We start from the raw sequence: 23,404 nt of genomic DNA, 5'->3' as shown, positions 1-23,404 counted from the left end.
GGCGAACACCGCGTGGTGCCGATTCGCCGGCTGCTCAGCACGGCGCCTCATCAGCACGTCGACCGCGAACGGCGGCAGGGCGATGGTGCGCTTGGACGCATCGGACTTGGGCTTGGACTTGCGGTAGGTGCCCTTTCCGGTCTCCGTCTTGATCGTCCCGCTGATCGTGGCCGTCGGCGGGGTCGCAGACAGGTCGATGTCGGTCCATCGCAACGCGAGTACTTCACCGATCCGGCAACCGGTAGCGAGCAGCAGGTCGATGATGTCGGGCATGTCCATGCTCGGCTTCGGGCCGGGCCGCTTCTGGGTCATCCATGCGTCGACGGCTGAACGGACGGCGTTGAGATCCGCGAGCGAGAGCGCCTGGATCTCGTTCTTCTGGCCACGGAGCCTCGATGTGGAGGAGACAGGGTTGGCGGGGAGCGCGTCATCGATGACAGCAGCGTCGAGCATCATCTTGAGCACCGTCTTGGTCTTCTTACGGCGGCTGTGCGATTCCTGCGACCTGATCAGCCGTTCCAGGCGCCCAGCTGTTGCCTCGCGCAGACGGATGTTGCCGATGGCGGGGTTGATGACGTTCTCGATGACGCGCTGGTACTCGTTCGCCGTGGTTGCTTCCGAGCGTTGCTCGGCGCGATACAGCGAGAGCCAGATCTCGGCGACGTGACTGATGCGCATGTCGGGATCGATGAGGTCACCGGTGGGTGCGCTCCGGTCGGCGATCTTGGTCTTGAGCTCTCGCGTTGCTGCGGCGGTGCTGCGACCGGTCGCCTTGACTTCGCGGGTCACGCCGTCGAAGTCGCGGAAACGGGTTCGGGCGCGGTAGACGCCGGAGCGCACCTCCGTGGTCGTGATCCTCCCGAATGTTCCGAGGGGAAGTGTGGGGCGAGCCAATGCGGCGTCCTTGTCGACGTGGGCGAGCTAGCGACTGCGTGGACCGGACCGTCGTGACATGGACCTTGGAGCGCGGGACGCGGCCGGCTTGTCGAGCCTCGAGTCCTGGTCGTGCTGCTCGGCGTCCAGTTCCGGTGCGAGATCGAGTGCCTCGGTGTGGGCCTCGAGCCATGCTTCGAGGTCCGAACGGCGGTACCGCAGCGCGCCTCCCGCTTTCACTGCGCGTGGCCCGAAACCGGGGCGCCGCGTGCGCCAGGTGTAGAGGGTCGACTTCGCGATGCCGATGTAGTCGGCCGCTTGCGCAATGGTCATGGTGGCGGGGATTAGTACCAGCCCACCACGTGCGGTGGGGTCTGGGTCGCCACCACGCACCGTCTCCTGCTCCTTCATGGCCGTGCCTTGCTGCTGACCTGGGGTGCTGGCCCTGGTGCTGACGGGTGCGTTCGCCGTGTTGGCCAACCAGCGTTGGATGACCTCACCCATGCTGGGAGTCTGCTCGACGTTGTCCATCTCTTTGTCTCCTCCAACTGCCGCTGGATCGGGGTTGTCGTCACCCATCCCATGTCTGATGGTCACCTATGTTGCCGACCTGGCTCGGAGCGATCAGTGCAGCCTGTGGATAACGTGTGTTGCTCGGCCTGCTTGCGCGTAGGCACTGGCGCGGAGCTCTGGTCCCACTGCGCGTTCGCCAAAGCCGACTGAGCCGGCGAGGCAACAGCTCCAGCGACCGTCGCTGCCTGCACGACTGCTTCGCCGGAGGCCCGGAGGCCTTCAGTGACCGGCGGTGGAGCGGCGACCATGTGCTTGGCGAGGATGTCGGTGGGGGACACCCACACGACATCGCCTTCGAGGGCGGCGACGCGGCCGGCTTCGATGTCGTTGTGCGCTCGGATGGACAGGGCCCGGGCTCGGCCGGTGAGTCCCGGGGTGGTGCCCTTCTCGGCGACGGCGTGGGCGAGCTCGTCGGCGTGCTCGAGCGCGTGGAGGACGGCCTGGAGGTCCTCGTGGAATCCCGGCCGGGTTGCGATCGTGTGCGGAGTCGCCATGGGGGCGCCGTCGTGGGTGAGGTTTCGTGTCGCGGCGCGGATCTCGCTTGCGGCGACCAGTAGTTGGGGCGAGGGTCGCACGTTCGCAGGCGTGAGGTCGTCCCAGCGGCTGCCGAGGTCGTTCCAGGCGGCACCGGATCGTTCGAGAGCAGGCCCGAGCCGCGGCGAGAGGTCGAGTATCCCGCCGGCGGCCGCAGCGGTGACCAGGACCATGGCGGTCCCGGTGATGAGTGCTTGGGTGCGGGTGATCAGGACCATGTTGTCGAGCCAGTCGGGACAGACGAGTCCTCGGTGTGCTTGGACTTCCCAGTGGGCCAGGGCTCGAACGAGCCGGCCGGCGTCCGCCGGCGGTGTGCGTTGTTCGCCGTTGAGCAGGGCGGGGAGTCGGCCGTGGGGGGCGAAGCTGGCCGCGGCGGCCTCGGCCGCGGACATTCGCCGTACCCATGCGGTGGTCGGCGCCACGGCGTACGGGGTCTGGTTGGCTGGCGTGGCCAAGGGCCGGCGGCTGGTTGCGGCTTGGTGGTAGCGGATTCGGCCGTGCTGGAGGAGGGACACGGTGACCGCGTGGGTGGCGACGTAGAGGCTGTGCATGATTCGAGCTCGCGCTGCGTGGAGGTCCTCGCGCGCTGCGTCGCTGAGAGGCGTGCGGTCGGCGAATCGCCGGACGAGGGACGCCGCTTGGTCGAGGGTGTTCGCCATGTTGCTCAGGCGTGGGTCGGGAGCCGTGGCGGGTGGCCATGGGCTGGTCCTCAGCCGCTGGGAGATCCTGTGGCTGATCTGGGCGACGCGGTCGATGGAGGTTGCCGTCTGGGCGGGGTGCCCGGGGGTGTGGGGGAGTGCCTGCCACAGGTCGACAGCCCTGGAGACGAGTGTCGGCCAGGCATGCAGCAGCTGTGCGGCGTCGTCCTCGGTCACGTCGATCAACAGAAGGCGTGCCTGGCGATCGACGTCGACGAGGAGCTCTCCGACGCTGCGCTGGTCGCTGGTGTGCGTGAGCTGGTCGAGGTCGAAGAGCTCGACGTCGGCGTTGGTATACCTGCCCGGCCCGCCGCTAGCAGTCAAGGTGACCGGCCTCGCGGATCAGGTCGCACAGGGCGACGACCAGGTCGGAGGTTTCCGCCATTTCGGGCCGGTGCAACGGCAGAGTCTGGGTGCGGTGCTCTGCATCTCGGAGCAGCTGCGCGACGGTGCGGCCGTCCACGACCCCGAGCGGGATCTGGTAGTCGACAGGCAGCAAGAGGCTTGCCTGCGCGTGCGCGAGGTCGATCCCCAGCCCCAGGGACACGCGCGGCGACTCGGTCGCCGCGTCGTGCCACGTCTGCTCGCTGGCCTGATGCAGCAGCTCGACGATCTCCCCGATCACCCGGTGGGAGTCCTCGGCGATGGTGGCTGAGGCACTCACGTTCGCGGGTTCCCTTCGGTTGGCCGTGATGCCCGATGAACCCACACGGCCGGCCGCTCACGCCCTAGGACCACCGACCTGTGGATAACCGCATCGGTGTCGGCGGTTGGGCACACACTGGTCACGAGTACCTACGGCAAGGGACCGCCGGGAGCGGTCAGGAGATGGTCGGCGCGCGCGCCGTCGGCTTTGGACACCCGAGAGGAGAGGGTCGCGTTGAGAGTCGTTCCGACGCCGTTGTTGCGCCTGGTCCGCGCCGGACCAGTCCTGGTGGTGAGCCTGATGATCGAGCTGACGGTCTTCAGCCTGTTGCCCGACCCGGTCGCAGGGCCGACCATGCTGGTCTTCGCGGTCCTGGTCGGCGCACTGGCCCTTGGCTTCCTCGAGTCCCCGACGGTGAGGCTGGTGACCTGGTCTCGGCCGGCGTCATGTGCTGAGCTCAGATGTGGGCCCCGCTGCAGGCGTACCTGGCCCGGTGCGGGTTGGAGGAGCGGCACGTGTTGATCAGGCGATCGCCGCGGAACACGACTCAAGGGGTAGTTCGACTCGGCCAGGAGTCTCTGGTGATCACCCCAGGCCTACTCGACGCGTTCTACCAGCGACGGCTCACCGTCTCTGAGGTCGCCGCCGTGATCGCTCACACCGAGGGGTGGCACCGGGCCATGACCGGGCGTGGCGAGCTGGCCATGATGGTGGTCACCGTCCCGTGGCGAGTGCTGGCTGCCGTGTTCCGCGAGATGACGGGCGGGATGTCCCGGCTCCCGCTGGGCGGGATCGCATGGCAATTCCGAGGCGTGATTGGCGTGATCTGCGTCGTACAAGCCGCAGTGGAGGACCGGCCATGGAGCGGCGTGCTGGGTGGCGTGGTGATCGCGCTGAGCTACCTGTCGCCCGCCGCCGGGCAGAAGCTTTCCGGACGAGCAATGGAGCGGGCAGACGACCTGGTGGTCAGCCTCGGGTTGGGCAGCGTCCTCGCTGCGCTGTGGTGTCGCTTGGGCGAGCCAGTAGCGAACCTGCAACTGCAGCGTCTGGAGACACCTGCGGCGCCTGCCATGGAAGCTCCGAAGCGCGGTCTCTACATGGTTCCGGGCTGAAGTCGATTAGAACGTGGTGCTTCCCACTGGTGGGCCTCCAACCAGCTTCGAACCGCCCAATGAGATCCCGTGTGAGAATCAGGGTGCGCGGTGGAGCGCGGCACATAGTTGTTGGGTGACGCGGGTTGACCCGCAGGACCCGCCGCCTAGTGGGAAGACCGACGAGGACGGCGACTGGTACTACTGCGCTCCTCCGCCGCCCTACATCGCCCCGCCCGGTGGACCTCCGAAGGTGTGGATCGAGGAGCCTCCGACAACCTGGGTGAATCCGGGCGAGCTGGCCGCTAGAGCGGTGGCGGCGATGGATCTCGAGCCGATCGGGATCGGGATCGTCCCGGAGCCGGGTCAGAACCGGATGGGCTTGATCGGTCTACCCGTCTGGATGTGGGTCGCGAACCCGACGCCGAATACGTACGGACCCATCACTAGGTCCGCATCCGAAGCGGGCGTCACGGTGACCGCGAGCGCGTCCGTCGTCGAGGTCGTGTGGGACATGGGCGACGGCTCGGAACCGATCTCGTGTGGGACGGGCACGCCGTATGCAGATCATTTCGGAAAGAAGGATTCTCCGACCTGTGGCCACCGCTACCAGCTCACGAGCGCGGATCAGCCCGCGGGTGCGTACACGGTGACTGCCTCGTCGTACTGGGTGGTTGAGTGGGCCGGTGGTGGGATGACTGGGACGATGGAGTTCGATCTGGCCAGCACCGAGGACGTCAGGGTCGGCGAGGCCCAGGTCCTTACCCAGTAGGGGCAGGGGCGGGAGATGCCGTACGCAGGGCGGTTGCGGCTCAGCCACGTCCTGAGTAGGAGCAAACCGCGGTCGCGAGGTCAAACGCCTCGTCAGTGCGCCTGGTCGCGACCAGTTGCGGCGGCGGAATACGGCTCTGGTCGAGCGGGTCGCGAGCTGCGCGACCTCACCAGAACTGCTCCGCGTGCTCTTCTCGAATGGTGACACCACGGCCGGAGGGCCAGGTCAGGATGCTTGAGGCTTCCTGGCTGCCGTCGACGCGCTCAGGTGTCGACCTGTCGAAGACGACCGGGCGTTGGCAATTTTCGTGACGGACGAACGCGTGGTCACGCCCTTGGCCGTATTCCGCTTGATGATGTTGCGAGCAGCGGACTGTTCAGCGCCCGTCACTGTGACTCGCTTAGCCATCGGCAGATCCTTCCGCTTCGTCGTCCTGTGTTGAGTCTAGGTCGTCCGAGGGTGGCGGTTCCAGCGAAGAGGGCTCCCAGTCGCGCACGACTTCGACCTCTGGTCCCGCGGCTTCGACCTCTTGGACGGCGTCGTTCACAACCGCTGCGAGCGCCGCATCGACGAAGAGCTGTTGGTCGACGTCGAGCAGGTCGGAGTCTCCAAGGGCGACGAGTTGTGCGACACCGAGCGCAGACTTCGCCTCGTCGTCGGTTACGGCGAGCTCGGCGGCCCACCGAAGGTTGCGCATCGTCTCTTCACGCTTGGAACGGGTCTCCAATTCTTTGGCGCCCTTCCTGCCGACGAGCTGCGCGAAGAGCACCCCGAGGAACGCGAGCACCGGGGCGCCGAAGCTGACCGCAAACACGGCCCACAGAGGCATGGTCACCACGCTTTCAGGCTAGGCGGGAAGGGCCGGGTCGGCCGGTCGCCACGCGGTGCCCGCCCGCCACGGTGAGCTGAGCGCTCTCGACGCGCAGAGTAGTCACGCGGCGCCGGCGCGCGAGACGCATCCTCTACATCTAGTTGTGGGGACCGGCCTTGGAGGTAGCGAGCACCGGGGCCCCTTCCACTTTCGGGGGGACGCCCTCTGGCCTGCGTAAACGCGCTTCGGCGGGGGCGTCCCCCCACGCGTTCTACGGGATGGGGGGACGGGTACGGGGACGCCGCTCGGCGACCTTCACGACGTGCTGATTCATGTCGTGGAAGGAGTTTGATCGATGAGTGCAGTGGAAGAACTACTTGGCCTGGAGGACGGCGGCGAGCTGTTGGAGATTGCTCGGTGCCGCTGGGCTGAGTGGTCGGAGGCTGATGCCCGGTTCCGGGTTGTCGCCGAATACGACCAGCTGCGGCCGTGGCTCCGCGAAGCCGACTACGAGGCGATCGACGACATCTTCTTGGCGTTGGCAGAGCTGGCGGCACCGGACGGCGGCAACGACGTCGTGGCCGCGGGCGTGCTCGCCAAGTGCCTGATGCCGGGCGCATGTCAGCTCGCCGCCTGGCTGCACCGGCGGCACAAGAGCCAGCCCTTCCGCGACAACCAACCCGCAGTCAGCGTGGGTACGGCCAGCGTCGTCGACGAGCTCGTCGCTTCCCAGCTGTGGATCGAAGTCCGCACAGTCGGGTGGCAGCGGATACGGCGGGTGGCCGCGAACATCCTGCTTGACACTCGTGCCGCGGTGTTGCTGGAGCTGGGCGACCACTTCCAGGTGGAGCGCCGTGACCGCTCCTGGGCGCGCACGCTCGTGACAGACGACCCAGTCAACGCGGCACCCCCGGCGACAGACGAGCACGGCGGCGAAGCGGTCTCGGAGCTCGCCGACCTGCTGGCGTGGGCGGACGAGTCGGAGGTGATCTCATCCAGCGACGGGCAGCTGCTCGCTTCGGTCCTGGAAGAGGCGGCCGCGTTGGAGACCCGCAACCTGCGACGCGGGTGCGGCGGGTTCATGAGCAACGAGCTGTCGCGTCGGGTCGCAGCCCGTATGGGGGTCTCGGAAAGCACGGTGCGACGCCACACCTCGCGCACCGTCCGCGCGTTGGCCGACGCGGCGCCGAGGTTCACCAATGCCTGTTGACGGCCGACACCGGCCCAGCGGACGTAGGGGAGTGGAGGTGGTCCAGATGACCCACGACAGGTCGGCAGCGCGGAGCCCGGAGGGGGTGGCTGAGCTGTTGGAGATCGCTGCCAGTGAGGCACTGGTGATCCGACACCTCACCGACTGCCTGGAGCAGCTGACTCAGGCACATGCCGCCCAGCGCGAGCTGTCTGAACTGACGTCCGCCGAGGTCCAGGACGCCGTGGCCCGCCGCCGGACGATCAGCGTCCGAGGGATCAGCGCATGACGAGGACGACTACCGCAAGTCCGGTGCGTCCGGTGGCAGTCGACGAGCTCAAGCGAGCCTGGCAGGCCGTGACCGCCGGGACGTTTCGACCTGAAGGAGTCGGACCCATCGTGCCCTGCCGGACTGCGGTCGCGGCCGAGTGGACGCGGGCCAAGGGCGAGCGGACGGTGGCGATCGTGGGATGTGTGGGCTCGGCCGGCGCCAGCACCCTTGCGCTGTCGGCCGCGCTGGCCGCGCCCGGCCCGGTGCGGGTGCTCGAGTGTTGCTCGGCGACCGCGTCGGGGCTCGCCTCGGCTGCCACCGCGGAGCTCGGGGTCGACCCGAGTGGCTGGAGCCAGGCCCGGCGCGAGCATGTGCTGCTCGAGCGGGCCAGTGAGGTCCTGGCCGCCCTCGACGACGTCCCGGTCCCCACGCCAGCCAACTCGGGCACCCTCACCTTCCTCGATGTCGGTTGGGAGGCCGGCCAGCTGCACACCGCCGCGAGCTGGCTCACCCATTCGGTCGCCGAGGCCGACCTGCTGGTCCTGGTGACCCCGGCGACCACGCCGGGGATGCGGCGCCTCGGCGTGGCCCTCGGTTTGCTGACCGACCCGGCCAGCCCACACCTCGACGAGCGGGTCGTGGTCGCCGTACGCGGACCCCGCCGACGCAGGTGGGACCGAGGCGTGGAACACGCGGCCGGCCCGCACCTTCAGCGGGTGCTGGCGAGCGGCGCTCTTGTGCAGATCCCCGAGTGCCGCGGCATCGCCGTGACCGGCCTGGACTCCCGGCCGGTGCCGCCTGCCCTGGTCACGGCTGCCGGTCAGCTGCTCGGCGCCCTCAGGTGCACCACCCCGAACCCCTGACTCGCCTCCTGAGGCGAGGACACCCAACCGAAGGGAAGCACTCGGCATGGACATCGTCACCGCAACCGCCCACGCATCGTCGACCGTGATGGCGGTCTGCCCCAAGGCGCCAGCGGGCGCCCAGGTCCCCACCGACACAATCACGGGATACGTGCTGTGGGGCGTCGGCATCCTCTTCGTGATCGGCATCGTCATCGCCATCGGCGCGATCGTCGCCGGCCGCGTGTTCGCCATGCCCCACGCCTCGAAGGTCGGCGTCATCTCGGTGGTGGTCGTCTTCTTGGCCGCCATCGGATATCTGGTGCTGCCCAGCATGCTCAGCGCCCTCCTCGGCAGCGGCTGCATCTGATGGACGCAGCCGTTACTACGTCCCAGAACTCGCCGGCGGGGTGGAGCCGCGGGCGGCTGGTGGGGATCCTCGCCGCCGCCGGCGGGGTGGCCGCCGTGCTCTTGTGCGCCCTGGCGTACGGGATCTACCTCGCGATCTCCGGGGTGCACACCGTCACTACGACGAAGGCTTCGTCGCCCGGGACCGGCGAGTCGTCTCTTCCTGAGGCGGGACCGCAGCGACGCGACGCGATCGCGGCCGCGCTGATGCTCGAGGTCAGCCCGACTGCGGCCAGGCCCACCGAACAGACCAGTTCAGACGGTTCCACGATCAAGGTCCCTGCTGGCACTGCCGTGCCGGGTCCGGCCCTGGTGATGACTGGGTACCCCCGAACGCCCCAGGGGGCGATCGGGCAGCTCGCGCAGATCGACGCTGCGGTGCTGCACGCCATGAGCGTGGCCGCCGCACGCGAGGTGCACGCCGCGTGGGCGCTGCCGGGAGGCGCCCCTGTCGACTCGTGGTGGATCACCACCAGCGTCCGCGCCTTCCTGGACGGCGCCGGCATGGGGCAGGTCAAGGACTCAGCGGTGTGGGTCCGCGTCGAGCCCGCGGCCGCACTAGTGAAGGGCGTCGACGGGCCGGACTGGACAACCGTGTGCGTGCTGATGAAGGTCACCGCCACCTACCGGAGCGAGGGACAGACCGCCCTGGGACATTGCGAGCGCATGCAGTGGGTCGGTGGCCGCTGGATGATCGCGCCCGGCGCCCCACCTGCCCCGGCGCCCTCGACCTGGCCCCAGACCCCGCTGGCGGTCGAGGCCGGCTGGGCCACGTGGGTGACCACCGAGCCAGAGGCGGCAGGACAGTGATGACGCGGGTCTCCCTGCGAAGCACGCTCGTTCTCGTCGCCGTCGCGGTGCTCGCCGCAGTGACCGTCGGTGCGGTCTCCCTGCATCGCGATCCCCCCGACGCCACTCGAGCAGCCTCGGCGGACGGCACGCGCGCTGGAGTGCGCGCGATCTCCGCCGAGGCAACACCCCATGCGTCGCTGCTCACCGGCACACGTCACGTTGACGGGCTCCCAACTGGCTTCGCGCACGACGAGGTGGGCGCGGTGGCCACCGCGGTGGCGGTGACGCGCGCCCAGATCGGGTTCGACCCCGATCAGGCGGCCGCCGTGGCCGCCGCCTATGCCGACCCCGCAGAACGGGTTGCCTACGAGGACCGCGCGCGGGCCGCGGTGGCCGACCGGCGCGCTCAGGCGGGTGTCGGGGCGACGGAGCCGCCACCGCCTCCGGCATCGTACGCCGCCACACCCCTGGCCTACACCGTCCACGAGGTCGCCCCCGAGCTGTACGCGGTCCACCTCCTCAGCTGGATCACGCTGACCTCGACCACCGCCGAAATCAAGGACCACCTCTATGTCGGCACGCAGCTGCTCAGGTGGAGCGGCGACTGGCGACTGATCACACCCGCGGCTGACCTGCGCCGCGACCTCGCCGAGCAGCAGCCACCCACTGCCGCCTCGGGCAGCGACGCGTTCACCCGCGCCGGCTGGGTGCTGATCGAGGACGTGAACCGATGACGACACCTGGGTGCGGGCGCCGGTGCGGCGGGATGCTCGCACGACCGTTCAGGTTCATCGTCGCCTGCCTTGCCGCCGGGCTCCTCCTCGGTCCGGCTAGTCCGGCCACCGCCGCCAGCACCAGCACCAGCAATGGCTCCAGCACCGCCACGGTCAGCAGCACTGCGACGGTGACTCTCTCTACGTCCGAGCGGGCCAGGAGAGCCGCCGATCGACGTCACCGCGAACCCGCGACGTGCTCGACCCTGGACTCGCTGTGCGCCACCGAACCCGCGCGGCCGGGCAGACATCGCACACCGCCGGCCGCGAAGATCGACCTGGTCCCTGACATCGATCTCAACCCGCTCGACGACCTGGGTTCGACGATCGCGAAGGCGGCCGCGGACGTGTGGACATCAGCCATGATGGCCGTCTGGGCCTCGGGCCTGTTCGTGCTGCGCATCGTGCTCACCTTCTCCGAGGCCTTCCTCACCCCCGACATCGGCAGTGACGGACCGGGCCGTGACGTCTACGCGTTCACGTTGTGGATGGCCGGCGCGCTGGCCACGGTCCTGGTGTTGGTGCAGCTGGGCGCGGCCGCCTTCAAACGCGAGGGCAAGAGCCTGGCGCGAGCCGTGATCGGTGCCGCCCAGTTCGTGCTGGCCTACGCCTGCTGGTTCGGCTACTGCGCGGTCATCGTCGCGGCCTGCGGGGCCCTGTCCAGGGCGCTGATGAACGCGCTTCTGAGCATCCAGACCTGGCCGGACTTCGACCCCCTGAAGGGCGTCTCGACCGAGGACATCACCGACGCCGGCACGGCCACGGTGCTGGCGTTCCTCGGCGTGTTCTTGTGGTTGGCCGCGATCGGCCACATTCTCGTCTACCTGGCCCGGGCTGCGTCGCTGCTGGTGCTCGCTGCCACCGGGCCCATCGCCGCGGCCGGGCTGGTGGCCGATGCGACCAGGTCGTGGTTCTGGAAGAGCCTCCGCTGGTTCCACGCCGCCGCGTTCACACCGGTGTTGATGGTGCTCGTGCTCGGCATCGGGGTGCAGTTCAGCAACGGGGTGGCCGCCTCCATGTCCGACGGCGCCCAGAAGGCAGTCGGCACCGCACTGCCGGCGGTGATGCTCATCTTGGTCAGCGTGGTCGCGCCCCTGGCTTTGTTCAAGCTGTTGGCGTTCGTCGACCCGGGCACCCCCTCGGGTGCCTCGTTCCGCCACGGGATGGCCGCTGTTGGTGGCGTACAAGGTCTCCTGTCCGGCGGCGGCGCGGGTGGGGGAGCGGGCGGGGCAGGCGGCGGTTCCGCGACTGCCGCCAGCGCCGATGGGAACGGCCGGTCATCGGGTGAGCAGACTGCCGAGGATGCCACCGGCGACCGGTTCAACAAGTCCGCCCAGGGCCTCATCGGCACGCTCGGCCCGATGGGCCAGGCCGCTGCCGCTGGAATGGGGATGGTCACCAAGGCCGGCGGCATGGCGGTCTCACTCATGTCGGACGCGTCCAACCAGGCCGGTGTGGGTCAGGGCATCTACGGCCCGGACTTCAGCGCAATGGGCAGCCGCGGCCGTGGCGGCCAGTCCGGGTCCGGTTCGGGTGGGCGGCCCGAACCCTCCGACGACAACTCCTCCGACGGCGACGTTGGAAGCCCGCCGAGCCCGGCGACGCGACCGGCGTCACCACTCCCCGGAAACCGGGTCGGTACCGGCAGCCCTGCCGCGCCCGACGCCGCACCGAATCCCTGGTCCACGCCCGCTGTTGCCGGTGGCGCATCGGGGGCTCTGCCGGCAGGAGGGGCCGCCCCTGGCGGCGTCGCTGGGGGCGGTGCCGCCGTGATCCCGCCCGTCGCCTAAGGAAGCGAGTCCATCATGAGTACGACGTACAGCGCCTACACCCGTGACCGCATCGGCTGGTTCTTCGGACTCTCCGGGTTTCAGCTCGGGTTCTTGGCGGTGACCATCCTCCCGGTGTTCTGGTCGATCAGCCGCAGCGCGTGGACGTCGGCGCTGCTCTTTGCCCCGATCTGGGTGGTGATGCTGCTGGTCACGATCGTGCCCGTGCACGGCCGCTCGGCGCTCGGGTGGTTGGCCGCGTCGCTCAACTATGCCGCGGGTGGGCTGGCCGGCTGGACGTCCTTCCGAGCCGCTGCAACCGCCGGCAAAGCCGAGGACCTCGCCACACCCGACCTCCCGGGAGTGCTCCAAGGCGTCCAGGTGCACGAGGGCCCACCGCAAGGGCCTCAGATGACCCGGGTCGCCATCATCCAGAACCACGCCACCCGCACCTGGGCGGTGACCGCAGCCGTGGTCCACCCGGGCATCGGGATGCAGGACGCCAGCGCCCGCCACGCCTACGGCGAGGCACTGGCCGGTCTCCTGGACGTCGCGGCCCGCACCGAGAAGATCGACGAGCTCCTCATCCTGGTTCGTACCGTTCCCGAGGACGGCGCGGAGCGGGAGCTGTGGGTCTCCCGGCACCGTCGGCCGGGGTCGCCCGTCCTGGCTGAGCAGGTCAACACCGACCTGGCCCACAGCCTCACCCAAGCGTCGGTGCGCACCGAGACGTTCGTGACGATCGTGGTGCCGGAGACCCGGATTGCCCGCGCCGCGAAGGAGTCCGGTGGTGGCCTGGAAGGCCGGTGCCGGGAGATCTACCTGCTCATGGGTGAGGTCGAGGCCCACCTGATGGGTCCGCTGGGCATGACGTCGGTGCGGTGGTTGCGAAGCCCCGAACTGTCCATGGCGTGTCGTACCGGGTTCGCCCCGGGGGACCGGGCCGGAATCATCGAGGCGCTGGCACAACGCGCAGCCGATGCCGGGGTCAACGCCGACGTGCCCTGGGCCATGGCTGGCCCCTCGGGCGCGGACACCACCGTGCGGCACTACAGCCACGACGCGTGGAACTCGATCAGCGCCACCCTCAAGCTCCCGAACCGGGGAGCCGTGATGGGGGCGCTGGCTCCGGTCCTGACTCCCAGCGAGGCCGGCGAGCGGCGGTCCTTCCTGGTCGCCTACCCGATCATGTCGCAGGCCAAGGCGGACCGGCAGTCCGGCAACGCGGAGTGGGCCGCCGACCTGTCCCAAGGCGTCAACGACAAGCTCGGCCGCAAGACCCGGGCCGCCCAGCGAGACGCCCAGAGCAAGACTCGAGGGTTCGACGCGAAGCTGGCCCGGGGGAGCGCGCTCACTCGCCCGTACGCCGTAGCGACCGTCACCGTTCCGAAGACGATGCGGATCACGGAGTTCGGCCGCCGTCTGGACGCGGCGGTGCGCCGGTCCGGCTTCGCGCCGCTGCGGCTCGACCTGGCCCAAGACGTCGGGTTCGCTGCCTCCACGGTGCCGATGGGGATCAGCCTCACCCGGAACGGGGCCGCGTGATGGCGAAAAGTCGAAGCGCCCGCATAGGCGAGAGCAGGGATGTCGCGTCTCTACTCGCTGACTTCGGCCACGATCTGCCCGCCGTTCCTGCGCCGGCGGCACCGGTCAAGGAGCCGAAGCTGTGGCGTCACCTGCCGTCGCGCGGTGCTACGCGCCGCGGCCGAGGGTGGGCGCCGGCGAAGGCGCCTGCGGCGGCGTGGCGGATGACGTCCGATCAGGCGCCGGTGCTGTGGCCGTTCATCTCCGCGCCAGCCCTGCCGCCCTCTGGCGCCCTGATGGGTATCGACCAGCTGTCGGGCGGGTCGTTCTACTGCGACCCGTTCGGGTGGGTGCTGCGTGACGACGTGCCGGTGACCAACCCGAACATCTTCCAGTTCGCCAAACCCGGCACTGGGAAGTCCGGGACGACCAAGAGCTTCTGTAACCGGATGATGCCGTTCGGGTACCGCACTCTGGTCCTCGGCGATCCGAAGGACGAGTACGAGGCGCTGTGCCGGGCACATGGCGTGCAGCCGTTCGTGATCGGCCCCGGGATGGGCACGCGGATCAACCCCATGTCGATAGGCCCGCTCGCGCACGGCTGGGACGACCTCTCGGCCGCGGAGGCCCAGCAGCGGGCCACGATCCTCTTCGGACGCTGGCTGACCCTGGTCCGGGGACTCATCGGCAGCATGAAGATCGGTCAGGCCCATGTGCCGTTCGGACCCGACGAAAGCGACGTGGTCCGTACCGGGCTGCAGATCCTCACCGGCTACGCGGCCGGCGACACCCGGGTACGCGAGACCACCATCCCCGAGCTGTGGCACCTGCTGCACAACCCCACCCAGGACCTCATCGCCCTATCGCGCTACGAGAGCGAACGCCAGTTCCTCGACGAGACCAGGCTGCTCCGCAACGCGCTGGGTCAGCTCGTGACGGGCACCCTGGCCGGACTGTTCGACGAGCACACCAACATCGAGATCGACTGGCGCGCACCGATCCAGTCCTTGAGCCTGTCGCGGCTCGACCCTCTGGGGGACGAGGCGATGGGCATCGCGTTGCTGTGCCTCAACTCCTGGGGCCGTGGCCTGCGCGAGATCGCCGAGCCCGGCGACCTACGCATCGTGGTCCGAGACGAGGTCTGGAAGCAGATGCGCCTCGGAGTGGCGGCAGTGATGAGCTTCGACGCCGACCTGCGGCTCTCCCGCGGCATGGCCGGCAAGGGCGGAGACATCCAGTTCGCCAACCTGCACAAGCCCTCCGACCTGCTCTCGGTCGGTGACGCCGGTTCACAGGCCGCCATGATCGCCAAGGATCTGCTCGAGCTTGCCGACATCAAGATCCTCGGCGGGCAAAAACCCAGGGTCGCCGAGGAGCTCGACTCGATGCTCGGACTCGGGCCGATCGCCCAGTCCCTGGTCAGCGGCTGGGCGATGCAGGGCAAGGGCCGGGCCCTGTGGAGCGTGGGCGAGTCCGCCTACAAGGTGCAGACCGTGCTGCACCCGGTCGAGCGGCAGCTGTTCTACACCAACGACGCCATCGCGGCCGCGTCCTGAAGGCCTAGGGGTATCGGTGAAGAAGGCACTCGGAGCGACCCTCGCCGTCCTGATGATCCTGCTCGGGCTACCGCTCGCGGCCGCCGTGGTGGTGTCCATGGGCGCTGGCGCAGCCACCGAATGCTCGATCGAGGCCTCGCAGCCCACCACCATCGGCACCGTCCCGGTCGAGGGGCCGGTGGGCGGGCCCGTGAGAGGGGACATCGTGGTTGCGCACGCCAACATCCCCAACCGGGTCGGCATGGTCGGCTTCAACGCCTCGATGCCGCGCGTGCTCTCCACCCGGCCCGACTTCGTGTCGCTCAACGAGATGGCCGGGCGCAGCCTCGCGCAGATCGAGGCCGCGGCGCCCGGCTATGCGGCCTACCGAGAACCCGACGCCGTCCCCGGCTCGAGCGCTCGGGAGTCGATCAGCAACGTCGTCGCCTGGCGCACCGACACCTGGACCCGCGTCGCCGGCGGCCGGGTCACGATCGTCGACGGCGACCGGGGGTTCTACGACGGTCGCCCGATCGTGTGGGACCGCTACGTCATCTGGACGATGCTGCAACGCGCCGACGGTGCGGTGGTGTCGATGCTCTCGACCCACCACATGATCAACCCGCACAAGTACCCCCGCCAGCACGGCCACCCGCCCCTGACCCGCGCCGAGCAGTACGGCCACGGCATGGACACCCTCATCGGGCTGGCCACTTCGCTGGCTGCTCACGGACCGGTCCTCGTCGCCGGCGACATGAACACCCACGCCACCTACACCGACCTCCCGTGGTCGGCGGTCGCGAAGATGAGCGCGGCCGGGTATGGCTGGCATTCGGCGGCAGTCGACTTCATCTTCTACCCACACCAGCTAGGCGTCACCCTCACCCGAAGCTGGTCCGGGCCGATGCAGTCTGACCACCCCTGGATCGCCGCCAAGTTCGCGATGAACGGCGTCGGACCCACCACCAGCCCAGCAGCGCCCGCCACCCCCACCCCGACCCCCAGCCTGGCCAGCGACGTGGTGACGCAGCTGACCGCGCTGCCCCTCGGTCCAGGCCTTCCCTCGCTGACCGCCGAGCAGGCGGGCAACGCGCTCGAGATTGCCCGGGTGGCCGACGACCTGCAGGTACCCACCTTCGGGCTGCAGATCGCGCTGGCGACCGCGCTCCAGGAGTCTGGCCTGCGCAACCTCGGCGGGGGTCACGCACACTCCGCCGGCCTGTTCCAGCAACGGCCCTCGACTGGATGGGGCACCAGGGCCAACGTCACGGACCCCGCGCTTGCGACGCAGGCGTTCTTCGGCCGAGCCCCGCACACCACCAACCCCGGGCTCCTCGACGTCAGCGGTTGGGAACAGCTCTCGCTGACCGAGGCGGCCGCTCGTGTTCAACGACCCAGTGACAACCTCCGCGGCGCCTACGCAGCGTGGGAGACGGTCGCCGGCGACATCGCCGCCATTGTCAGCGGCAACCTCACCACCTCCTTCACGCCGACGTCGACGTCGACGGGGGAGTGCGCCACCACCAGCACCAGCAGCGCATGCACGATCCAGCCTGCTGGCTACGCCCTCGGTCCCGTGACGCCTGAGCTCGCACGACTCGTCGGGATCCTCGCGCCGATGTTCGGCATCCACACCGTCGGCGGGTACCGAGAGTCCGCCCACGACCCGAACGGACACCCCTCCGGACTGGCGGCCGACTTCATGGTGCCCTTCACAGCGGCGGGCAAGGCGCAGGGGACAGCGCTCGCCGAGTACGCCCGCTCCCGTGCCGGACGGCTCGGCGTCGACTACATCATCTGGTACCAGCGGATCTGGTCCGCTGCTCGCGCCGGAGAGGGCTGGCGGCCGATGGACGACCGGGGGAACGCCACCGAGATCCATCGCGACCACGTGTACATCAACGTCGTACCGGCGACCTCAGTGGACAGTGTCGGCGACGTCGCCGGCACCCCGGGCTGCGCTGAGGTGGTCTACCCGGTCCCGGAGCAGTACGTCGGCAGCGACCAGCACAACTGGCACGCCGAGGGCTCGAGCTGGTCGTCGTGGCACACCGGGACCGACTTCTCCATGCCCTGCGGCACCCCGGTCTACGCCGCCCACGCCGGCACGGTCGAGATCGACACCACGCAGTCATGGGCGGGCCCGTACCTGGTCAAGATCGCCACCGGGCCGACGTCACTAGCGACGTGGTACGCCCACATGGAGTCGGTCACGGTCAGCCGCGCACAAGTCGTCGCCGCCGGCGACCGGATCGGCACCACCGGGAACCTCGGCAACTCACGCGGATGCCACCTGCACCTCGAGGTGCACCTGGAGAACGGCTCGATCTACGGCCCCGACAACGTCAATCCCAGCGACTGGCTCGCCCAACACGCACCACGCCCCATCGCGCGCCGGGTGACCGCCCGCACCACCCGCAGCGACATAGGTGGGCAGGAGGCACACCATGCAGCGTGAACGACTCAAGACGCCCTACCCGTGGACCTGGGAGATCCCGGCCGCGGTGACCGTTGTGGTCCTGCTCTGCGTCGTCCTCGGTATCCAGGTCGGCAGGACGCTGGCCAACCTGGTCGCCGGGGCCGGTATGACCTGGCCCGCCGCCAACACCTACGCGGACACCTCCGCCGGCATCGGCGGTGTAGAGGTGTCCTCACCGATTGGGGCACAATTTTGGACCAGCCTGCCCGGTGTCCTCAGTGGAGACGCTGCCGCCGGGCTGCCGACTCCGGCGCCCGATGCGCTGGCCCCGCCGTGGCTGGTGTGGGCGGCCGTGTCCGGCATCGAAGTGCTGTTCCTCAGCCTCACGACCTGGGTGGGCGTCATGTGCGCCACCCGGTGGGGACCGGGGCGCATGCGAGGGATGGCGTCGGCCGCCGAGGCCGAGCAACTCCTGGGGCTGACCAAGTTGGGCAAGGTCTCGGCGCTGGTGCGACCCGATGTCTACGGCAAGAAGGCCGCTCTGCTGTCCGCCCCTATCGAGCAGGACCCGTTGAGGTCGACGTTCAACCCGAACGGCGAACGCCGCAGTCCCTGGCTGATGGTGAGCCGCGATCGGGGAGAGACGCGATGAGACAGCGCGTGAACGCCGGGGACGTCGGCTGGCGTATCGGTCGGGCGCACGAGCCGCGTGGCGGGGATCTGTGGGTGCCTTGGGATCGCACGGCCGGCGTGATTGGTCCGCAGGGGTCCGGGAAGACGCTCGACCTGCTCACTCCGGCTCTGCTGGGAGCCCCGGGTGCGGCGCTGGTCACCCTCACCAAGGTCGAGGACCTTCTGCTCAGCCTCACCTCCCGATCAGCGGGCGACCGGCCCTGCGTCGTCCTCGACCCGTTCGGTCTGGCTGACGGGTTGTGGGGCCCCGCTGGAGGTGGGGGAGTCCAGGAGCTCGTGTGGGACCCGATCGCCGGGTGTGTGGATCCCAAGGTGGCCGAGCGACGCGCAAAGGCGTTCACGGCCGGCACGGTGAAGGGCGCGATCAACGGCGGCACCGGCGACGACGCCGCCCGCTTCTACGCAGCGGAATCCGCCAAAGTCCTGCAGGGCTACTTCCACGCCGCAGCCCTCACCGGGAAGACCCTCAACGACCTGCTCCGCTGGGTCGCCAACCCCGCTGCGGCATCCGACCCCGCCGAGATCCTGCGCCGACACCCGCATGCCGAACCCTTCTGGCACGGACTGCTCCATGGAGCCCTCAACGGCGACCATCGGACCGCCGGGAACACCGTCACCACTGTCCAGCAGGCGCTGTCGCTGTTCTTCCAAGCCGACACCCGACGCCGCTGCGTCCCCAGCCACAAAAGACCCGCCACCGATCTGGCCGAGGTGATCGACCAGCGAGGCACGATCTACCTTCTCGGCCGCGAGGACCCCTACGCCTCGGCAAGCCCGTTGATGACCGCAGTCGCCGAGCACGTGCTCGACACCGCTCTCATGCTGGCCCACACGTCACCGTGGGGCGGCCGGCTCTGCCCACCGCTGCTCGCGTGCCTCGACGAGCTGCCCTCGACCGCACCGCTGCCGACGTTGCGGACCCGGATGGCCAACGAACGGGCGCTGGGCCTGTCGTTCATCTACGCGGCGCAGACCCGCGCCCAGCTCACCTCGCTGTTCGGCGAACACGAGTCGCGGGCGCTGTTGGGACTGACCAACGTCCTGGTCATGTTCGGTGGTTCCAAGGACGTCTCCTTCAACCAGGAGATCTCTGACCTTTTGGGCACGGTGCGGGTCGGTCGCGTCACCCACAACTCCGGAGGCCGCGGCGCAGGACGCAGCTACTCCGGCGACGACATCGCGATCATGCGACCCGAAGAAGTGCGCCAGTTGCCCGAACGCAAAGCACTGGTCATCGCCGAGAACGGCAAACCCATCATCGCGAAGCTGCAGCGCTGTGTCGAAGGCAAAGAAGGTGCCGACCTGCTGGCCCAGCAGCGAGCCTTGAGACAGCAACTCACCAGGGACCGCAGCCGCCAAACCGTTACGCCCGAAGCGCGGACCGCCGCGGCACAGGTCGAAGCCCGCCGACTCGGATTCAGCCATGACGACGACCGGAGCGCCGCCTCGTGACCGCCCGCCCAGAGCCACGCCCCCAGCACAGGCCGATGATCCTGCCCTTTCCCCAACCAGGAGAGCTGGTCCGGCTCGCGTACTGGGAGCTGCACGTCGCGGCCAACGGCACCCCTGCAGAACAGAAGGCGCTGGGTCCGCACTCGCAGTTGCCGCGCCCTTGGGAGCCCAGCACCTGCACCGACCCCCGTCTGCGGCACCAGGTGTGGGAATGGCTCGAGCAGGTAGTGATCTGGCTCAACCATGAGTACACCTGGGGTGCGCACGCATTGGTACCGCCGTGCTGGCCCGAACACCCACACCTGATCCACGAGATTGCAGTGATCGCCGACCAGCGCCGCCGATCAGTCCTGGCCAAGACCAGCGACGCCTTGGAGGAATGGCACCGCTACTGCCTACCTACGTTCGTAGACCGCATGCAGAACCGGCTGCGCGGGCGCTGCGACGACGCCCACGCGCCCTGGCCCGGCCGGCCCAGTCACAGCGAGTACACCGCGACGTCCCAGACGCAGCGCCGACAGGACCTCTTCGCCGAGGATGCCAATGCGCTCTCGAAGACACCCAGCCCCGGCACGAACGTCTCGGAATGGCCGCGGCTCGTGGTCGTCGACCGCGAGACCGGCGAGGTCATCGGTGACGGACCAGACGAGACCTTCCCCCGCACCCGGACCACGAAGGGGCCGCACGAATGATGACGAGCAGGCCGTCAATGTTCGAGACTCCGCTCCGGACTGGTCTCCGCCTCGCTGGCCACTAGCAGCTGTTCGCGGCGCACACTGACTCACTCTCCGAGGCACAAGGGACCGTTTCGGTTAGGGCCTCGGCCGAGGATCGGGACGACGGCAGACTCTTTGATTCGCTTGCTCGAGGCCTGACTTCAATGCGAGCGCGCGTCTTCTTGACAGTCAAAGGCGGCGCTTCGACGCGTGTACGGGCGCGACATGTTCGCAGCTGGCCCAGACGACACCGAACCGCAACCGATCCCATATGCCAGAGGCGGAGCAACGACCTTCCAGTGCTCGCGATCACGAAGACGATCAAGAAGGACTTGCCCGATCCAGTTCCAGCACTTGGTGCTGATCCCGGTTACGCACCCACTTCTGCCCTGCCCTCACCTGGCGGGTGTAGCCGAGACAGCGGGGACGCGCTCGGTCTGTTGTCGCGGTGACGGTGGGCATGCCCGGATCTTCCGCGGAGCGTGCGCGGCGAAGGCAGATGCGTGTCAACGGGGCTCGCCGGGTCAAGTCGCAGGCCAGCTCCCTGACCCGACGAGCCTTCGGAGCCGCCGATCGTCATACCGGTTCCCTCAGGTTCCGGCGCCCGACCACAGGGGTTGGCAGCTCCTTGAGCGACAAGATTGGCAGCGCTGGGATTGTTACGGATCAGTTGTGACCGAGGTCACATGGCCGTGCCCGGCCTTTGACCGGTATCGGGCGGGGGCACGATGGCCTGCTTGCCGATGGACATCGAAATGCTTCCCCCACGGTCGCATTCGCAATCGTCTTCCCGGGCCCCCCAAAGTAGTGCTCCCGTTTGGGGGCGCCTGCCATACAAGTGCGCTGTTACCAAGCGGCACAGAACTGTGTTCGAGCCGTGTGCCAGGAATCTAAGTGGCGTGAGGTCTCGCACCCTCCACGAGCCTCTGAGCGGCACTGCACACTCCACGGGAGAAGTCAGGTCTGGGAGCTGCGTGGATTCACCGGACGCGGCCCGGCATCCACGCAAGACTGCCCGGGACCCCTTTTGACCAGGAGATCCCATGCGTACTCGCACCACGGCCGGCCTGCTCGCTTCCGTTCTTGCCCTGACCCTCGGTCCGGCACTCGCCCTCCCGGCGAGTGCCGGCGCCGCGGGGAAGCCGGGCCGGGCCGCCCAAGCCGTGGCGGCCCAGGCGGCGTTGGCCGCGGTCGAGGCCGCGGTCGTCGGGGAGACTGATGACGCCCGCCACCGGGACCTCACCCTGGCCATGCGCGACCTCTTCGTCGCCAAGCACGCGTTGCGCGGCGACGACCGGGCAGATGCCGAGCGCCTGCTGCTGCGACCCACCACGCCGCCCGACGACCCGACCGACCCGCGCGACATCTACTACGGCGAGGACGCCGACCTGCAGACGCAGTGCGGGGAAACGTTCTGCCTGCACTGGGTCGAGGAGGGCGAGCACGCCAGCACTGCCGCGTTCGCCGCGGCGGCGTTCGAGACCATCGCCCATGTCGCGGGCGTCTATGCCGCCGCCGGGTTCCGCGCCCCGTTGCCCGACGAGGGCCAGGAGGGTGACACCCGGACCGACTTCTACCTCGGCGACCTCGACCAGTACGGCGCCCTCGGGTTCTGCCGTTCCGATGCCGACGGTCCGGTCGTGGGCAGCGCCTGGTACGGCTACTGCGGGTTCGACAACGACTACGCGAACTCCCCGTGGCTCGACCCGACCTCCCTGCTGCAGGTCACCGTCGCGCACGAGTACTTCCACGCGGTCCAGTTCGCCTACGACGCCGAGGACGACGGCTGGCTCATGGAGTCGACCGCGACCGCGATGGAGGACGAGCTGTACGACGACGTCAACGACAACGCGTTCTTCCTCAACTACGGCCAGATGGGTGACCCGGACACGTTGGGCTATCCGCTCGCCGGCCCGTCCACTCCGCTGGACACCTTCGACTTCACCGCCTACGGCAACTGGGGCTTCTGGCGCTACCTGACAGAGCAGCACGACGACGAGACCGCCGGTGTGCCGAACCTGGTCCGTGAGGTCTGGGAAGCGCTCGACACCACCCAGGGCTCGAACCCTGCCTTCTCGCTGACGGCGCTGGACAGCGTGCTTGCTGCCCGCGGCACCTCGACGCCGCAGCAGTCCGTCGCGTTTGCTGCCGCCAACCAGCACCCGGCAGGCGTGTACGAGGAGGCCGTCGAGCAGTTCTACCCGACCGCCCCGAACACCCTCGACACCGTCCAGCTCTCCCGCCAGATGCCCTCCGCGGCACGTACGGCCGTGCTCGACCACCTCACCAGCGCCACCGGCGCCGTACTGCCCTTCGCCGGCAGCCGTGAGCTCAAGGTCCGCGTCGACCTCCGCGCCACCGACGTCGCCCAAGCCGCCGTGACGGTCCACCGGGTCGACGGCACCAGCACCACGTCGTACGTGTCGGTCAACCGGCAGGGCAAGGGCAGCGTGACGGTGCCGTTTGCGGCCGACGACGTGACCTCGGTCGAGGTCACCGTGGCCAACGGCAGCACGACGATGGTCGAGTGCGGCTCGTTCAGCATCTATGCCTGCGGCGGGGTCAGCCCCGACGACGGCCTGGTCGCGGAGATCCGGTTCCAGGCCGTCCGGTGACCTGCACCGTCGGGTACCTCCAGGCCTGAGCCAGACCGGTCCCCTGACAGCTCGTCACCAGTTCTGACGTTGCCTAGAGCGCGTCTCGCCCTGATTGCTGCCGATGCCCGCCATCCCGATCGCTGACTGTGCATTACCCGTTGGCGGCGCAACGGGCTACGGCGATGGATGCCAGACATGTCAGGCCGGCGGCCAAGCGAGCGGGGTGAGCGACCGCGGCTGGCCTCGATGGCAGGGCGGTCTGGATCGCGACGGGCACACTCCCTTTGCGACGTTGGCGGGCGACAACAGCTCCGTTCTGAGTGCATTCAAGCTGACACATGTTTGGCGTGGCCCGACACCTCATGCTGCAGCAGACCCAATCGAATCCAAGCGGCATGGTCGACGTCAGGGCCGCACTGACCTGCA

At 69.0% G+C, this 23,404-nt stretch carries 20 protein-coding genes and 1 pseudogene; 16 read left to right on the top strand and 5 right to left on the bottom strand.

The features are described from left to right. From JWN97_RS12235 to JWN97_RS12220, 4 genes and pseudogenes are all read right to left on the bottom strand, one after another. A pseudogene (locus tag JWN97_RS12235) lies at positions 1-840 on the bottom strand (hypothetical protein); the annotation flags it as partial. Between the two features lie 81 nt (positions 841-921). Continuing rightward, positions 922-1,404: a helix-turn-helix domain-containing protein gene (locus JWN97_RS12230; RefSeq protein WP_297622884.1), complete on the bottom strand. Its 483-nt coding sequence runs from the start codon at positions 1,402-1,404 to the stop codon at positions 922-924. 62 nt (positions 1,405-1,466) lie between these two features. Beyond that, positions 1,467-3,002: a hypothetical protein gene (locus JWN97_RS12225; protein WP_297622882.1), complete on the bottom strand. Its 1,536-nt coding sequence runs from the start codon at positions 3,000-3,002 to the stop codon at positions 1,467-1,469. Further along, complete coding sequence (locus JWN97_RS12220; protein WP_297622880.1) at positions 2,992-3,303, bottom strand: hypothetical protein; 312 nt, start codon at positions 3,301-3,303, stop codon at positions 2,992-2,994. The genes JWN97_RS12225 and JWN97_RS12220 overlap by 11 nt, the downstream gene beginning before the upstream one ends. A gap of 602 nt (positions 3,304-3,905) precedes the next feature. Here JWN97_RS12220 and JWN97_RS12215 point away from each other — a divergent pair. Together JWN97_RS12215 and JWN97_RS12210 are read left to right on the top strand one after the other, a co-directional pair. Beyond that, on the top strand, positions 3,906-4,436 hold the full coding sequence (locus JWN97_RS12215) for a hypothetical protein (RefSeq protein WP_297622878.1): 531 nt from the start codon (positions 3,906-3,908) through the stop codon (positions 4,434-4,436). A 115-nt stretch (positions 4,437-4,551) separates the two neighbouring features. Further along, the gene (locus tag JWN97_RS12210; protein WP_297622876.1) at positions 4,552-5,187 is read left to right on the top strand and encodes a hypothetical protein; all 636 of its coding nucleotides are present in this window, start codon (positions 4,552-4,554) and stop codon (positions 5,185-5,187) included. Between the two features lie 400 nt (positions 5,188-5,587). Here the strand turns inward: JWN97_RS12210 and JWN97_RS12205 are convergent, their stop codons facing one another. Continuing rightward, positions 5,588-6,025 carry a hypothetical protein gene (locus tag JWN97_RS12205; protein ID WP_297622874.1) on the bottom strand — a complete coding sequence of 146 codons (438 nt, stop codon included), beginning with the start codon at positions 6,023-6,025 and terminating at the stop codon, positions 5,588-5,590. A 328-nt stretch (positions 6,026-6,353) separates the two neighbouring features. Between JWN97_RS12205 and JWN97_RS12200 the strand changes: the two genes are divergently transcribed. The 14 genes from JWN97_RS12200 (at position 6,354) to JWN97_RS12135 (ending at position 22,996) form a co-directional block, all read left to right on the top strand. After that, positions 6,354-7,208, top strand: coding sequence for a hypothetical protein (locus tag JWN97_RS12200; protein WP_297622872.1), 855 nt, complete (start codon positions 6,354-6,356; stop codon positions 7,206-7,208). Positions 7,209-7,254: 46 nt separating this feature from the next. Further along, a complete protein-coding gene (locus tag JWN97_RS12195) occupies positions 7,255-7,476 on the top strand; it encodes a hypothetical protein (protein ID WP_297622870.1) in 222 nt (73 codons plus the stop codon). 110 nt (positions 7,477-7,586) lie between these two features. Further along, positions 7,587-8,321 carry a hypothetical protein gene (locus tag JWN97_RS12190; RefSeq protein ID WP_297622869.1) on the top strand — a complete coding sequence of 245 codons (735 nt, stop codon included), beginning with the start codon at positions 7,587-7,589 and terminating at the stop codon, positions 8,319-8,321. Between the two features lie 46 nt (positions 8,322-8,367). Beyond that, the gene (locus JWN97_RS12185) at positions 8,368-8,670 is read left to right on the top strand and encodes a hypothetical protein (RefSeq protein ID WP_297622867.1); all 303 of its coding nucleotides are present in this window, start codon (positions 8,368-8,370) and stop codon (positions 8,668-8,670) included. Next, positions 8,670-9,518, top strand: coding sequence for a hypothetical protein (locus JWN97_RS12180; protein ID WP_297622865.1), 849 nt, complete (start codon positions 8,670-8,672; stop codon positions 9,516-9,518). The genes JWN97_RS12185 and JWN97_RS12180 overlap by 1 nt, the downstream gene beginning before the upstream one ends. Next, positions 9,518-10,234, top strand: a complete 717-nt coding sequence (locus tag JWN97_RS12175; protein WP_297622863.1) for a hypothetical protein — start codon at positions 9,518-9,520, stop codon at positions 10,232-10,234. Before JWN97_RS12180 ends, JWN97_RS12175 begins: the two co-directional genes overlap by 1 nt. Before the next feature lie 401 nt (positions 10,235-10,635). Further along, on the top strand, positions 10,636-12,063 hold the full coding sequence (locus JWN97_RS12170) for a type IV secretion system protein (RefSeq protein WP_297622861.1): 1,428 nt from the start codon (positions 10,636-10,638) through the stop codon (positions 12,061-12,063). A 15-nt stretch (positions 12,064-12,078) separates the two neighbouring features. Then, entirely contained in the window at positions 12,079-13,587 is a 1,509-nt protein-coding gene (locus tag JWN97_RS12165; protein ID WP_297622858.1) for an SCO6880 family protein, read from the top strand. A gap of 203 nt (positions 13,588-13,790) precedes the next feature. Then, complete coding sequence (locus JWN97_RS12160; RefSeq protein ID WP_297622856.1) at positions 13,791-15,122, top strand: ATP-binding protein; 1,332 nt, start codon at positions 13,791-13,793, stop codon at positions 15,120-15,122. A gap of 16 nt (positions 15,123-15,138) precedes the next feature. Then, positions 15,139-17,559 carry a peptidoglycan DD-metalloendopeptidase family protein gene (locus tag JWN97_RS12155; RefSeq protein ID WP_297622854.1) on the top strand — a complete coding sequence of 807 codons (2,421 nt, stop codon included), beginning with the start codon at positions 15,139-15,141 and terminating at the stop codon, positions 17,557-17,559. Then, on the top strand, positions 17,549-18,172 hold the full coding sequence (locus JWN97_RS12150; protein ID WP_297622852.1) for a hypothetical protein: 624 nt from the start codon (positions 17,549-17,551) through the stop codon (positions 18,170-18,172). Before JWN97_RS12155 ends, JWN97_RS12150 begins: the two co-directional genes overlap by 11 nt. An 8-nt stretch (positions 18,173-18,180) precedes the next feature. Next, positions 18,181-19,665 carry a TraM recognition domain-containing protein gene (locus JWN97_RS12145; protein ID WP_297622850.1) on the top strand — a complete coding sequence of 495 codons (1,485 nt, stop codon included), beginning with the start codon at positions 18,181-18,183 and terminating at the stop codon, positions 19,663-19,665. A gap of 35 nt (positions 19,666-19,700) precedes the next feature. Beyond that, a complete protein-coding gene (locus JWN97_RS12140) occupies positions 19,701-20,357 on the top strand; it encodes a hypothetical protein (RefSeq protein WP_297622848.1) in 657 nt (218 codons plus the stop codon). A 1,067-nt stretch (positions 20,358-21,424) separates the two neighbouring features. Beyond that, positions 21,425-22,996, top strand: a complete 1,572-nt coding sequence (locus tag JWN97_RS12135; RefSeq protein ID WP_297622846.1) for an MXAN_6640 family putative metalloprotease — start codon at positions 21,425-21,427, stop codon at positions 22,994-22,996. Positions 22,997-23,404: the final 408 nt, after the last annotated feature.

Origin of the sequence: Nocardioides sp., from assembly GCF_025965415.1 — a bacterium.
Taxonomy (GTDB): Bacteria; Actinomycetota; Actinomycetes; order Propionibacteriales; family Nocardioidaceae; genus Nocardioides.
Note: the sequence above shows the minus strand (reverse complement) of the source record. Positions and strands in the feature narration are given on the sequence as shown.

What these genes read in the sequence shown, in the direction of transcription:
- JWN97_RS12230 (WP_297622884.1), bottom strand. Translation starts at nt 1,404, where the DNA reads ATGGACAACGTCGAGCAGACTCCCAGCATGGGTGAGGTCATCCAACGC.
- JWN97_RS12200 (WP_297622872.1), top strand. Translation starts at nt 6,354, where the DNA reads ATGAGTGCAGTGGAAGAACTACTTGGCCTGGAGGACGGCGGCGAGCTG.
- JWN97_RS12195 (WP_297622870.1), top strand. Translation starts at nt 7,255, where the DNA reads ATGACCCACGACAGGTCGGCAGCGCGGAGCCCGGAGGGGGTGGCTGAG.
- JWN97_RS12185 (WP_297622867.1), top strand. Translation starts at nt 8,368, where the DNA reads ATGGACATCGTCACCGCAACCGCCCACGCATCGTCGACCGTGATGGCG.
- JWN97_RS12180 (WP_297622865.1), top strand. Translation starts at nt 8,670, where the DNA reads ATGGACGCAGCCGTTACTACGTCCCAGAACTCGCCGGCGGGGTGGAGC.
- JWN97_RS12175 (WP_297622863.1), top strand. Translation starts at nt 9,518, where the DNA reads ATGACGCGGGTCTCCCTGCGAAGCACGCTCGTTCTCGTCGCCGTCGCG.
- JWN97_RS12170 (WP_297622861.1), top strand. Translation starts at nt 10,636, where the DNA reads ATGATGGCCGTCTGGGCCTCGGGCCTGTTCGTGCTGCGCATCGTGCTC.
- JWN97_RS12165 (WP_297622858.1), top strand. Translation starts at nt 12,079, where the DNA reads ATGAGTACGACGTACAGCGCCTACACCCGTGACCGCATCGGCTGGTTC.
- JWN97_RS12160 (WP_297622856.1), top strand. Translation starts at nt 13,791, where the DNA reads ATGACGTCCGATCAGGCGCCGGTGCTGTGGCCGTTCATCTCCGCGCCA.
- JWN97_RS12150 (WP_297622852.1), top strand. Translation starts at nt 17,549, where the DNA reads ATGCAGCGTGAACGACTCAAGACGCCCTACCCGTGGACCTGGGAGATC.
- JWN97_RS12140 (WP_297622848.1), top strand. Translation starts at nt 19,701, where the DNA reads ATGATCCTGCCCTTTCCCCAACCAGGAGAGCTGGTCCGGCTCGCGTAC.
- JWN97_RS12135 (WP_297622846.1), top strand. Translation starts at nt 21,425, where the DNA reads ATGCGTACTCGCACCACGGCCGGCCTGCTCGCTTCCGTTCTTGCCCTG.